Raw genomic sequence first — 14147 nt, 5'->3', positions numbered from 1 at the left:
ATTTTAAGAACTTCAGATTCATACTCTAGCTACATCGACTGAAACACTCAGGTTGTGAGTTTCACCACCATCAAACACGACTCCCTGCAAGGGTGGCACATCGGCGTAGTCGCGTCCCCAGCCAGTAACAATATGTTGATCGTTAGCGATGAGGTCGTTCGTCGGGTCAAATTCGACCCAGCCAAGATCCGGTACAAAAATCGCAAACCAGGCGTGAGAAGCATCAGCACCAACGAGCTTTTCCTGACCTGGAGGCGGCAGAGTCTCTATATAACCACTCATATAACGTGCTGCTAGGCCAACAGAGCGCAGGCAGCCTATCGCCAGTTGGGCATAATCCTGACACACGCCCCGTTTCTCTTTCAGAACCTGTTCGGTTGGCGTTGTTACGTCGGTTGCGGTTGGATCAAAAGTAAACTCGGTAAAGATTTTATGGGTAAATGCCAAGGCGGCTTTTAACACGGGCTGATTGTCACTAAACAATTCTTGCGCATATTGCCTTAAATTTTCGGAGCGTTTGATTTGTAGTGAGTCGAGGCAAAATTCCTGCGCTAACCTGATGTCCGCACTTTCAGCATTAGCCATGATACTCCGGAGTTCACCGCAGGTAAGCTGATGGTTCTCGATGATGTCGGCCCAGTTGTGAGGCTTTACCTCTAAAAAGCTGGTGACATCAATGGTGAGTTCCTTATGTGGCTCTTGAATAGAGAAGTAAAACGTTTCGTTACCAAAATAATCCTGGCCTTCGTTTTGGTACAACGGCCTTGGTGTCACTCTAATCTTTCGGTTAAAGCAGCGCTGATTTTCAGTATCCCTCGGCAACAGGTGAGCCATGTTGTAGCACAGGGTCACTGGAGAACTGTAGGAGTAGGTCGTTTTATGCTGGACTTTATATCTCATACATTCAATTTCCATTTGGGTTTTATCAACTGCTGCGGTCCAGCTGTGTGATCAAAGTATTTGTCGCTTATCAGTGAAGTAAATTGCTCTAATTGGCCGATTATCTTATCCATCAGAGCGCCAAACTCTTCTCTGGTTTGGTTATTTGGATTCGCCTTAGCGAGTTGTTCGAGATCCGTAAGTTGAATGTCGTTCAGCGTGAGTAGGATCAGCCTGGTTTCGCTGGTGAGTCCGCCGGGAATAAAGGCATGGTTATCCGGTAGCATATCCAGGAACTCTTTCAGCTTTTCGGTCTGGTAGACCAATGAGCGCGGGTTCGAAGGATCAACCATGAGCAGATCCAAGCCAAACGCTACACGAGCTCGGGTGCGATAGCGTCTTCTGAAAGAAATGAGCGCTTCCATGCTGAGGAGTACCGACTCCAGCACTTGTTGCTGCGACAAACTTTCTAGCTTGATACTTAGCGTTGACTGGAACAGTTTTGCGGTCTGAATTGCCCTTTCGGTACGCTGGCCAATCTGCTGAAATATCCAGTCTTCTCCTCTAAGCATGCTGTCGTTGCTCAATCCGGACAGTGCCAACAGCATGGTCATTAAATTATCCAGTGATTCTTCTGGCGCTTCAGGTAGGCCACTGGTGTAGGCTCTATCCAGCTCGTTAAGGTGGTCACGTAGCTTGTTCAGTACTATTCGGGTGTCGGCAGACAGGCGATCCCGCACATTATCACTGCAAGAAAGCATGGCCAGTAAGTTGGATTTTATACTGCCAATTCGTTTGCCATTCACCACCAAGTCGGCCAGTTCGGTATCTGGATTTTCCAGCAGTTCGGCATTCCCCTCAACAAATCCCGGCAGGCAATTTGTCTGTAGAGAGATCGCCTTTAAAAGGGTCGTCCTTGCTTGAGGTGAGAGCTCTTCGATACCATTCAGTTGCTTAAATAATACCCGCATAAGGCGAATGCTTAACTCAGCGCGTTCCGCATAGCGTCCAAACCAGAAGAAGTTTTCGACTACGCGGCTTGGTATATTCCCGTGCTGAGCAACGTGAAAACCAGGCTCGTCTAGCAGGGACTGATGAGTCAGATCAGGCTTGCTGGCTGTTACCCAGGTATCCTTACTGCGAGCACCCGATAAACTGGTAACGATGTAGTCGTCATCGGATTGAGTCACCCGACTTAATGCACCTGGCATCACGCAGTATCGATCACCGTCAGCGACAGTAAAGGCTTTCAACAGGCTATGTCGGTTTTTTATTTTTGAGCCGGAACAGACAGGCACCGTAGAGCCGGGGATATAAGTCTGCGCAACATACTGTTTTGGATTTGCCTTAATCATCTCCAGCGTTTTTATCTTTTCTTCCGCCGATAAGCAGTGGCCGTAAATTGTCTGGCTGCGAGCTTTTCGATATGAAGGCTTGATAATCAGGTTTTCGAGGTTTTGTTCAACAAACTCTATGGTTCCGTCAACACCGCACCAGTAAGTATCAACGCTATGGAGTTTTAAAGGCTCACCCAGCAAGTATTCACATATCTTCGGAAGAAACGCCATCAGTACTGGAGATTCAAGAACTGCGCTTCCCAGCGGGTTGGCTAATACCACATTGCCGCTGCGTGCCGCTTCTAACAGTCCAGGAATACCAAAAAGAGAGTCAGGTCGCAGCTCTGACTGGTCACAGTCGTTGTCGTCCGTACGGCGCAAAATTACATCAACTGGCGTTAAACCAGAGAGGGACTTGAGCCAAACTTTTCCGCCTCTTACCGTTAAATCGCCAGCTTGCACCAGCGGGTATCCTAAATAGTTGGCTAAATAGGTGTGTTCAAAATAGGTGCTACTTGATGATCCCGGTGTTAAAAGAACAACTCTAGGTTCGTCGGTTTTATGTGCAGCAAGTTGGTTAAGAGTGTTTCTCATGGTCTGGAAGAAACTGGAAAGACGTCTCACATTACTATGACGAAATACGGATGGCAGCACTCGTGAGATGACGGTTCGGTTTTCCAACGCATAGCCCGCTCCTGAAGGCGCTTGAGTTCTGTCACTGATGACCACGTAAGAGCCGTCTGAGTCGCGCACTAAATCGATGGAATGAAAGATAAGGTTTTTTAGCCCTGGAATGTCAATCCCAAAGCACTGGCGTAAAAAGCCAGGGTGAGAAAAAATAATCTCTGCCGGTATCACACCATCTTTGATAAGGCGTTGTTCGCCATAGATATCTTTTAATATCCGATCAAATAACTCTGAGCGTTGTGCCAGACCTTGTTCTGTATCTTTCCATTCGCTCTGAGCGATGATATTAGGCAGCACGTCCAGAGACCAAACTGTAGGCGAAAGTGGATCGTTTTTAAGATCATAAGTCGCACCGTCATCTCTCAGAATTCTCTGAGCACGCTTTTGTAAATCTTCCAGATTACCATTTTCCAGTTTCTCTAAATGCGTAAAGAGAGGCTGCCAGTGCAGTCTGGTTTGCTTGATGTCATCATACGCCTCATCGTAGGCCTTTTTGGATGCCTGATAAGGACCAATCAAGGGCGGGTTTTCTCCCGCCCCAGCGAAGTCTGAAACGAATTGACTCATACTATTTTTTGCTACTACCTTGTGAGTTATTGCCTAGTATATACCACTCGGAAAAGACAACCAGCTGAGTAGAGTTTATACGATTCAATTTTCGCGATGATCTCATCCAATACGTCGACTGCGTTTGCGAAGATCCAAAGTGTTTGGATATTCGTGGCAGATTTCCTCTTTGGGTGGTGCCATTGGGCGCGGCGCAGTCTTGTTTTCATAGAATTTGCGCAGAGCGTTGAACTCCGGTGGCGGGTTAAACGTTCCCTGAGTAAATCCGTGATCCCAGAAACGATTCACCCTCCGAGCCTCAGCTTCGTTTCCGTTGACTGGGAAGGTTTCATAGCTTCTTCCCCCGGGGTGGCTGACATGGTACGTACAGCCGCCAATCGAGACACCGTTCCAGCTGTCGATCAAATCGAACACCAGTGGAGAATCTATTCCCAGTGTTGGGTGTAGCGCAGAAGGCGGAGCCCAGGCTCTGTATCGCACGGCAGCCACGAATTCGCCTTGTCTGCCCGTCGGTCTCAATGGTATCCGACGGCCGTTACACGTTAGTACATAACGGCTTTCCGTCATTCCCGTCAGGCGAACTTGCAGACGCTCCACCGACGAGTCGACAAAGCGGCTGGTGCCAGTCTGCGTGACTTCCTCACCGAGAACATGCCAAGGCTCGATTGCCCAGCGCAGTTCGATTTCAATACCATCTATCTGTTGCCTTCCGTAATGAGGGAAGCGGAACTCTTCAAACGGTGCCAGCCACTCCAATTTAAACGGGAACCCGTGCTGTTGAAGATCGTCCACTACCTCTTTGATATCCTGCCAGACGTAGTAGGGCATCATGAACTTATCGTGCAGGGTAGTTCCCCAACGTATCAAAGGCTTGTGGTAAGGATCTTTCCAAAAGCGTGCAACTAAACAGCGCAATAATAGTGTTTGTACCAATGCCATTCTGGCGTGCGGTGGCATTTCAAAACCACGGAATTCCAGTAGTCCTTGTCTGCCGCTGCTGGTACCTGCCGCATATAACTTATCGATACAAAACTCGGATCGGTGGGTGTTCCCCGTCACGTCCACGAGAAGGTTTCTCATCAGTCTGTCGGCCAGCCAAGGCTGATCGACCAGTCCATCCGGGAAGTTCTGGAAGGCTATCTCCATTTCGTACAGGGCTTCGTCTCTTCCTTCATCCGGGCGTGGTGCCTGACTTGTCGGGCCAATAAACATGCCGGAGAAGAGGTAAGACAAACCTGGATGGTGTTGCCAGTAGTTAACCAGACTTCTCAACAGATCTGGTTTTCTCAATAGAGGGCTGTCCGCTGGTGTGAGGCCGCCAAGCGTAATGTGGTTGCCACCGCCAGTTCCGGTATGACGGCCATCCAGCATAAACTTCTCTGTCCCAAGTCGGCATTGGTGCGCTTGTTCATAGAGCGTTTCGGTATTCGCCACCAACTCTTGCCAGTTTTTTGCAGGGTGAATATTCACCTCGATCACGCCCGGATCGGGTGTGATAAGGAATTTCTGCAAACGGTAATCTTTCGGTGGCTCGTAACCTTCAATGACAACCGGAATGGAGAGCGCGCTTGCCGTCGCTTCTACTTGATAGATGAGCTCAACATAATGCTCGAGATGGGTCACTGGTGGTAGAAACAGATGTAGTCGGCCATCTCTCGGCTCGACACAAATTGAAGTACGGATAACATCAACCGTCTTTTTGCTACTTTCCTTGTCTTCGAGCGGAGATCGTTGAGATTGCTGACGTTGCGCGACATTCTCTGTCAACGAATAGACAGGCAATGCCTCTCTGGCTTCAAACGGGTCACGTTCCGGCGGGATTTCCTCTTCGCTGACCTGCGGCAGAGAGTCCAGCGGAAGTCGGTACCCCATTGGACTGTCTCCGGGGATAAGCGTGATCACGTCACTTCGCATTGGCCATAGCGAGCTCTGCCAGCCTTGTTCGTCAAATGAAACCGGAAGCACGTAGCCGCTGATGCTTTCTAGGCCTCGTCCTAGCAGCTTTGCCAGACGACGTCTTTCCAAATCATCGCTCAGCTTGGCTTTTTTCGGATTCGCTGACTCTGGCAAGGAACGTTCTAGCCAGAGATAGTAAAGCGAGTCTTCATAGGCCGGTTGCAAATATTGGTTATGGATGCCCAACCCATCACAAAGCAACTGCCCGAAACGCTCGGCATCCTCAATCGTATGTTGGTAATCTTTGTCCACACGTGCCAGCAAAGACGGATCGTGCCACAGTGCTTCACCATCGGTACGCCAAAAGCAGCCGAGCGCCCAACGTGGTAACTCTTCGCCGGGATACCACTTACCTTGACCGTAGTGCAACAGTGCGTGGGTGTTGAACTTGTCCTTCAGGCTGATGAGCAGATCTTTTGCCAGTTTGAGCTTATCCGCACCTAACGCTTTGGTGTTCCATTGCGCAGAGTCCATATCATCAATCGAGACAAAGGTTGGTTCACCACCCATAGTCAGGCGCACGTCCATCTCATCCAGATGCTCTTCCACCGCGCAACCGAGCGCTTTGATGTTTTCCCACTCATCATCCGTGTAAGGTTTGGTTACTCGCGGGTCTTCATGGATTCGAATCACCGTATTGCTGTATTCAAATTCACATTCGCATTCGTCGGTCGCACCAGTAATAGGGGCGGCCGAGACAGGATCAGCGGTACAGGCAAGGGGGATATGTCCTTCTCCGGCAAACAACCCGCTGGTTGGGTCAAGGCCAATCCAGCCAGCGCCAGGCAGGTAAACTTCACACCAGGCGTGCAGGTCAGTGAAGTCCTCTTCCGGCCCGGATGGCCCATCTAAAGATTTAATGTCAGAGGTCAACTGAACCAGATAACCAGAAGCAAAGCGTGCAGCCAGCCCAAGACTGCGAAGGATCTGAACCAGCAACCAAGAGGTATCACGGCAGGAGCCTTTTTTCAGGGTTAGCGTTTCCTGACAGGTTTGTACACCTGGTTCCATACGAATGCCGTACTCAATCTGTCCAGCCAACTTGCTGTTTAGCTCTACCAGAAAATCGACGATGCGCTTTTTGCTGCGGTCGACATCTGCCAGCCATTTTTCGAGTTCTTGACTCGATTCAGTCACCGATAGGTAAGGTGCAAGTTCCTCCTGTAGGAGATCGTCGTATTTGAACGGAAAGTTCTCAGCGTACTCTTCGATAAAGAAGTCGAATGGATTAATCACCGTCATATCGGCGATAACTTCGACCTCAAACTTCAGTTCGCGCATTTTCTCCGGGAAGACCAATCTGGCCTGATAGTTGCCAAACGGGTCCTGCTGCCAGTTAATAAAGTGCTCTTCCGGCTCTACTTTGAGTGAGTAACCATGGATATGAGTACGTGAGTGAGGGGCCGGTCTCAACCTCAATAGGTGAGGTGATACCTTCACGTCGCGGTCGAACTTATACGAGGTTTTGTGCTGAATAGCTACACGTATGGTCATGCCGCTTCTCCGTGATCAAAGTGGAACCAAGTTTCACCAATCTCTGCTTGCAGGCTAATCAATGCCAACTGAATATCGTTCAGGTAGTCACTGAACGCCTGACAGATACTTTCGTTGTGTTCAATGCTGTAGGTGGTATCCAACAACTGTTCTATGTGCAGGATGATCTCTTCGTGTCGTGGCAGATACATTGCCGCGCTTTTGATTTGCTTCAGACAGAATGCTTGCGAGCGAGGAAAATCTTCGTCAGTAAGTAAGAAGGTTGTGGTATTGACACCATCGATACCACAGCGCATGGTTCTCAGGTAGTTCTGATAAGCGCTTTGCGACTTGAGCACCTTCGGCCAGATAATCTGTTCTAGCAAGACCTCTTCTTCCGGTAGGGCTTTTATCTTTAAGCTGACAGCGGAATCCAGAATGCGCGTATTCATATCCGCCCGCTCGAGATAACGTCCCATAATAATAAAGCTCCATGCGGCATCTCGGCTCATGGCGTTGCTCAGCAAACCAATGATCTTTCGGCAGCCTTCAAGCACATTGTTTAGATAGTCATAGCGCTCACCCCGATTTATTCCCTTTTGTAGATTCTTGCGAGCATAGATGTCCAGCTCATTAATCAGCTCCCACATCTCTTCGGGAAGGACATCTCGGGTGGTACGGATATTTTCACGTACCATTTTCAGTGAAGATAACATCGAGCATGGGTTATCCTCACTGGCAAGAAGAAAGCGCACCACGTTTCTTTCGTTCTTATCTTTGTACTTTTTATTAAACTCCTGCGCACTGCCGCTTATCTCTATCAGGTTGTACCATGAAATACGTACATCCTTTGGTAAATCAAACAATAGCTCATCGTAAACACTGATCAGACGGACAATATTTTCAACGCGTTCCAGGTAACGGGCACTCCAGAACAGTCGTTCAGCAACTCTTGATAGCATCACTTATCTCCTTCTGTTTTTACGATCCAGGTATCTTTACTGCCACCACCCTGAGAGGAATTCACCACCAAAGAGCCTTTTTTCATCGCGACCCGGGTAAGGCCACCAGCGGTCACATAGGTTTTCTTGCTTTGAAGAATAAACGGACGTAGATCCAAGTGTCTCGGCTCCAGTTTTCCTTTTTCTATCAGTGTCGGCGCTGTGGAAAGCTTAAGAGTCGGCTGGGCGATATAGTTGCGAGGGTTGTTCTTAATAAGTTCGGCGAACACGGCCTGTTCTTTTTTGCTGGAATGAGGGCCGACTAACATGCCGTAGCCGCCAGATTCATTGGCAGGTTTTACTACGAGCTTATCTAAGTTTTTCAGCACGTATTCTCTGTCATCTTTATCTTCACATAAGAAGGTTTCGACATTAGGCAGGATTGGCTCTTCATCCAGATAGTATTTGATAAGTTGTGGCACATAGGCGTACACCACTTTATCATCTGCGACACCTGCACCTGGTGCGTTCGCTAGCGCAACGTTGCCTTGCTTCCATGCTCGCATCAGTCCAGGAACACCAAGCATAGAGTCTGGGTCGAATGCTTCAGGATCTAAAAACATGTCGTCGATGCGGCGATAGATCACATCCACGCGTTCAGGGCCGTAGATGGTTTTCATATAGACGCAGTCGTCTTTACCGACATAGAGGTCTCCGCCTTCGACTAACTCTGCGCCCATCTGCTGCGCGAGAAATGCGTGTTCAAAATAGGCTGAATTGTAGATGCCAGGGGTTAAAACGACGATTTCTGGTCGCGGGATATCTCTTGGTGAGAGCGCTTGTAGCGTATCCAGAAGCTGAGAAGGGTAGGAGTCCACTTTTCTGATATTGTCGTTTTCAAACAGCTCTGGTAACACCCTTTTCGTGACGGCTCGGTTTTCCAACATATAAGATACGCCTGAAGGAACTCGGAGGTTATCTTCCAGCACGTAAAACTGTCCATCATCGGCACGCACCAAATCGGTGCCACATATATGCGCCCACACACCAAAAGGGGGCGAGACACCGACACACTCAGGACGAAAATTTTTCGATTCTTTAATGATATGAGCAGGGATAATGCCGTCTTTAATACAGTTCTGGTCGTGATAAAGATCGTCGATAAAGCGGTTTAGTGCGGTAAGGCGCTGCTTGAGTCCTTTCTCTGCAGTTTCCCAGTCTTTTGCATCTATTGTTCTGGGAATAATATCAAACGGCCAAGCGCGATCGATGTTGCCTTCTTCGGTATAGACAGTAAAGCTGATACCCATTTCCTGAATTGTAGCTTCCGCCGCCAGCTTACGTTTATCAAGCTCTTCTGGGGGTAAGCTATCGATATAGCTCAGCAGTCTGCATGAAGAGTCTCTGTATTTACCTGAGCTGTCGATCAGCTCGTCAAAGTACTCTCCACTGTCGTACCCTTCGGTTAATTTACTCATAGCGGGGATCCATCCTCTTGCTTTTGAACTCACTTCCCGGCCGTACTTCACTTTTATCCCTAGCAGCAACTTTAGATGTTCAAAGAAAAAACCGGCGAGATTTGATGTTCCTGTTTTGATTAGTTTTATTCTTTATTTATTGCATAAGCATGCATCTATCTCATGACAGTAATAAGAATAAAAGCAAATAACAGACCGGAAATTACATAGTCATGGAAGATTAATAATTCTAAAGTGAGTTTAGTCGCTATGAGCAATCGCATGAATAAATCTGGTCATTGCTATCTTTTCTAAGAATATTCACTCGTTTGAGTATTCATTACAAAAATTAAGGTATTGATTCTTTTGTGTTTATCAGTTGCAGTGCTTGCCTTGAACGTTTAGATTACCCAAAACAGTATTAAAAAGCGTGGTTGAGAGTTGGCAGATGTGGGACAAATTGAATTTAAGAAAGTTAATCCTGATCCTATGTGTGTTCAGCGTTGTAGTCACATTACTTAATGCTTTTTACTCTATTTATCGAGTGCAACATAATCTGATTATCAGCAATACAATGGAATCCAACCGTGTTTACGCTGAGAAGATGGCGGAAATGACGGATGCTTTTATTGATTCTGCAATGTCTCAGCTTGAATACAGTGCAAATACCCTCCGCACGAAAATGGCTGATCCTGATGTCCTGGAAGAAGAAGTTAATCGCTTAAGAACCCAAACCGATTACTTTAACTCTGTGCTCATCGTCAATGCAGAAGGGGTTATCGTTTCTGTTTCGCCAGAAACCCTACAAATAAAAGGCATGCGTCTAAGCGGTAAGCGTTTCTTGCAATCCCTGCACTCGCAAGCGCCAAAAATTACAGACCCGTTTGTCTCTCCTGCAGGGAACTATCTAACCAGTATGTCATATCCTATTTTCTCTGAAAGTGGGGAATATCTGGGTTATGTCGCGGGCACCATCTATTTAGAACAAAAAAACATACTGAATACTTTATTGGGACAACATAGCTACAAAGATGGGTCTTACCTGTATGTTGTCGACCAAAATCACACGCTGATCTACCATCCAGACAAGCGCAGAATCGGACAAAAAATCGTCAACAATGATGCGATCAATGCGGTTGTTGAGGGCCAAAAAGGGCAGCAGGACATTGTAAATTCTCTGGGAATCGAAATGCTCGCCGGTTATGCGCCAGTAAATCAATCCGGGTGGGGCATCGTTGCACAGAAGCCTAAAAATCTCACCTTATCCGTACTCGATGACCAAATGTGGACCGTGTTTCTTGAGACACTGCCTATTGGCGCGCTCACACTGTTGCTTATTTGGGTATCTTCCGTTTTTATATCCAAGCCATTGTGGCAGTTAGCCAGTGCTGTAAAGAACTTCGAGAACCATACTTCGAGTGACAACGATTTTACACAGATTAAGCCATGGTATTTTGAAGCGAGTTATCTGAAACGCAGTTTTCTAAGTGCAATGAATATTGTATCTAACACCATTGATCAGCTTCATCTAGATACCTTAACGGATGCGATGACGGGGTTATTGAATCGTAGAGGATTAGACAAGGCGGTAGAAAGTCTGCGTGAGCAAAATACGCCATTTTCTGTTCTGGCTCTGGATGTTGATTACTTTAAAAAAGTAAATGATACCTTCGGCCATGATGCGGGAGATGCGTTATTAAAGAGTGTTGCGAGTTTGATTCAGGATCAAGCGAGAAAGGGGGACGTCGTGTGTCGCTCTGGCGGAGAAGAATTTATTGTCTTTTTGACCAAAACCGATCTGGATCAGGCATTTATGGTCGCAGAGCGAGTAAGAAAATCGATTGAATCTCACGAATTTGACACCGTTGGGAATGTAACGATTTCGGTTGGCATATCCCGTTGGGATGGAACGAATGAGCCAATCAACGCAGTGCTTAAAAATGCTGATGATGCACTGTATCAAGCTAAACACAATGGTCGCAATCAAACGGTGTTGAGATACTGACGATTTAGAGTTGCTAAATTAGAAAGCGTTCTTGCTGATTCAGAATCACCAGCCAGAACGCTTCTAGAGCGACTCCACACGTTCGACCTATGTGTTTAGCGTCTGCTGTCATTCCACTTTCTACTGTTTCTAACTCTCGAGCAATTCTTGAGCAAAGCTTGTTTGGTGCCGATGTCTTCTACACAGAAAGGCGCTTTAATAACGGCGAGTATTCAATATCGAAGTTTTTCTCCTTTTCCTTATTTTTAAAATAGTGAAATAGAGTGGTTTGCACTTAATTCTTTTAGGCGACTCGCATTTTTAATTTTGGTTTGCGTTTAGTGGCGGTTCATCTGGCTTCAGAGTTTGAAGTTTGGTGTTATATTTCAGCATCTTGGCGCGTCTCTAAGATTCCAGTGTACAGCATTGTCTTGATTCCCTACACGCGGCGTTTTTAGTGTGTCAGTTCTTCTCATGTATCCATTGGAAAGTCGTATCGAGCCCACCGCCAGACATGAAAAACGTTTTACTTTAAGAAATAATTTTAAAGCTAGGGAAAATAATGGAATTAAAAGTATTAGTTGATAACAACACAATAATTGATCGTTATTTTTTAGCCGAACCAGCCGTGTCTTATCTGATTACTGATGAGAATATAAAAATATTATTTGATGTAGGTTATTCAGACGTGTTTATTCAAAATGCAAAGAAAATGGCTGAGTCACTAATGGATATAGATTACGTTGTAATTTCACATGGGCACAATGATCATACCGGAGGTTTGGTTCCACTTGTTAAGCATTACTCTGAGGCGAAAGCTGAGGGGAAAAGCTACGTAAATCCAATAGTTGTCGCCCATCCAGATGCCTTTGCATATAAAGAGTATTCAGGCGATGACATCGGCTCTATCTTAGATGAAACGAGAATAGGTAGATATTTTGGTACTAAAATATCCAAAGAGCCATTCTGGATAACTGACAACATCGTTTTTTTAGGAGAAATCGAAAGAACGAATGACTTTGAGAATATCGACCCGGTAGGAAGGTGTGAACGAGATGGCTCTCTGGGCGATGACTATGTGAAAGATGACTCGGCGTTAGTATATAAATCGCCTGAAGGCTTAGTGATTATAACGGGCTGCTCCCATTCCGGTATTTGTAATATTATTGAGTATTCAAAAAAAGTTTGTGGCGATAATCGAATCATAGATGTTATCGGTGGCTTTCACTTGATTCAGCCAAGTCCAATACAATCGGAAGGGACTCTGGATTATTTTAAAAATCAGAAAATCAACGCTATACATCCATGCCATTGCACCAATCTGGAATACAAAATTAAGTTATCTAAATACTCTAGCGTAAAAGATGTGGGCGTTGGCTTATCACTTAATTTTCAATGATTTTTGTAAATAAATAGATCGGAATATCACGTAAGGGTAGTGATTGCGGTACATTTGGCATGAGATCTTCTAACTCAGGTTGATCTGCGACGTTGTATGCTCCTGTGGGTGGGCTATTGTTTATATAACCTTTTAAATTTGTACGTCGGTTATGCTGATTGTACACAGTCTTGGAAAGTTCAAAAGGTGTTTAACCATAGGTTTATTGGAGTCGACTTTAAATCATCAATTTCTACAAGAAGAAGGATGTAAAAGTGAAAATCGCTATTTTATCAAGGAATAAGAACCTTTACTCCACGCGCAGATTAAAAGAGGCAGGAGAGGCTCGCGGCCATGAAGTAGACGTTATTGACACGTTACACTGCTACATGGATATCACCAGCAGCAAACCTGCAGTGAGGTTCAAAGGTGAGCAATTACCGCATTACGACGCGATTATTCCACGAATTGGTGCGAGCATTTCGTTTTACGGAACATCAGTAGTCAGGCAGTTTGAGATGACGGGTAGTTTTAGTGTCAATGAATCCGTCGCTATCAGTCGTTCACGAGATAAATTACGCTCTATGCAGCTTCTCTCAAGAAAGGGTATTGGATTACCACGTACAGGGTTTGCTAACCGACCAGACAATGTGAAAGATTTAATCAGAAACGTTGGTGGCGCACCATGTGTGATTAAACTTTTAGAGGGGACGCAAGGTATTGGCGTTGTATTAGCGGATACCGCAAAATCTGCAGAGGCTATCGTTGAAGCATTCATGGGGCTAAAAGCCGATATCCTGATACAAGAATTTATCAAAGAAGCGGGTGGCGCTGATATTCGCTGTTTCGTTATCGGTGAGAGGGTTGTCGCTGCAATGAAACGACAAGGCGCAGAAGGTGAGTTTCGCTCAAATCTACACCGGGGTGGTTCAGCAACGTTAGTCAAACTGTCTAAAGAAGAACGTGCTACTGCGATCGCTGCGGCTAAAGTGATGGGGCTTAAAGTGTGTGGTGTCGATATTCTAAGAGCGGAACGCGGGCCTGTTGTGATGGAAGTTAACTCTTCACCAGGACTTGAAGGCATTGAAACGGCAACAAAAAAAGATGTCGCAGATTTAATTTTTCAGTTTATCGAAAAGAACGCGAAACCTTACAGAACGAGAACGTTAGGTAAAGGTTGATACTAAAAGTACATATCTGACTCACTTCACTAAGTGATACGGATGTCGGCGTTCTGTAGTCAAACCGGATCACACTGTGGTCGATGCAGCCGATGCAAAGTTGAGATTTATCTCATCGTATATAGAGCTGATTCGGTTTGACTTGAGCTTTCACCCGACTCGCGTATTATTCTCAGCGTTTCTTCTTTATTCGATTTTTTATGATCTTATTGGGTTCACGACATCGCGCGCCGCAGAAGCAGGCGAAGTGGCTCCTGGCTATCATTGGCTGGGTCATTGTCGTGTGCCTGATGCATAACTCCGGCTT

8 protein-coding genes are annotated in these 14147 nt (G+C 46.2%); 3 read left to right on the top strand and 5 right to left on the bottom strand.

Features of this window, described 5'->3' with window-relative positions:
* Positions 1-18: 18 nt before the first annotated feature.
* The 5 genes from DBX26_RS09350 to DBX26_RS09330 all read right to left on the bottom strand — a co-directional run bounded on the left by DBX26_RS09350 (position 19) and on the right by DBX26_RS09330 (position 9318).
* The gene (locus DBX26_RS09350) at positions 19-900 is read right to left on the bottom strand and encodes a transglutaminase family protein (protein WP_118118907.1); all 882 of its coding nucleotides are present in this window, start codon (positions 898-900) and stop codon (positions 19-21) included.
* Positions 897-3470: a circularly permuted type 2 ATP-grasp protein gene (locus DBX26_RS09345; protein ID WP_118118905.1), complete on the bottom strand. Its 2574-nt coding sequence runs from the start codon at positions 3468-3470 to the stop codon at positions 897-899. The genes DBX26_RS09350 and DBX26_RS09345 overlap by 4 nt, the downstream gene beginning before the upstream one ends.
* 102 nt (positions 3471-3572) lie before the next feature.
* Positions 3573-6920, bottom strand: a complete 3348-nt coding sequence (locus DBX26_RS09340) for a DUF2126 domain-containing protein (protein WP_118118903.1) — start codon at positions 6918-6920, stop codon at positions 3573-3575.
* Positions 6917-7861: an alpha-E domain-containing protein gene (locus DBX26_RS09335; protein WP_014232443.1), complete on the bottom strand. Its 945-nt coding sequence runs from the start codon at positions 7859-7861 to the stop codon at positions 6917-6919. The genes DBX26_RS09340 and DBX26_RS09335 overlap by 4 nt, the downstream gene beginning before the upstream one ends.
* Entirely contained in the window at positions 7861-9318 is a 1458-nt protein-coding gene (locus DBX26_RS09330) for a circularly permuted type 2 ATP-grasp protein (protein WP_065297052.1), read from the bottom strand. The genes DBX26_RS09335 and DBX26_RS09330 overlap by 1 nt, the downstream gene beginning before the upstream one ends.
* Before the next feature lie 427 nt (positions 9319-9745).
* Here DBX26_RS09330 and DBX26_RS09325 point away from each other — a divergent pair, with 427 nt between their 5' ends.
* The 3 genes from DBX26_RS09325 to rimK all read left to right on the top strand — a co-directional run bounded on the left by DBX26_RS09325 (position 9746) and on the right by rimK (position 13840).
* The gene (locus DBX26_RS09325) at positions 9746-11302 is read left to right on the top strand and encodes a sensor domain-containing diguanylate cyclase (RefSeq protein WP_118118901.1); all 1557 of its coding nucleotides are present in this window, start codon (positions 9746-9748) and stop codon (positions 11300-11302) included.
* Positions 11303-11843: 541 nt separating this feature from the next.
* Positions 11844-12680 (top strand): MBL fold metallo-hydrolase, encoded by an 837-nt coding sequence (locus DBX26_RS09320; protein WP_118118899.1) that lies wholly within the window; start codon positions 11844-11846, stop codon positions 12678-12680.
* Positions 12681-12934: 254 nt separating this feature from the next.
* Positions 12935-13840: a 30S ribosomal protein S6--L-glutamate ligase gene (rimK, locus tag DBX26_RS09315; protein ID WP_020335591.1), complete on the top strand. Its 906-nt coding sequence runs from the start codon at positions 12935-12937 to the stop codon at positions 13838-13840.
* The last annotated feature ends 307 nt before the right edge of the window (positions 13841-14147 follow it).

The organism is Vibrio sp. dhg, from assembly GCF_003443775.1.
Classification (GTDB): domain Bacteria; phylum Pseudomonadota; class Gammaproteobacteria; order Enterobacterales; family Vibrionaceae; genus Vibrio; species Vibrio natriegens.
This window is presented reverse-complemented; position numbering and strand designations above follow the sequence as displayed.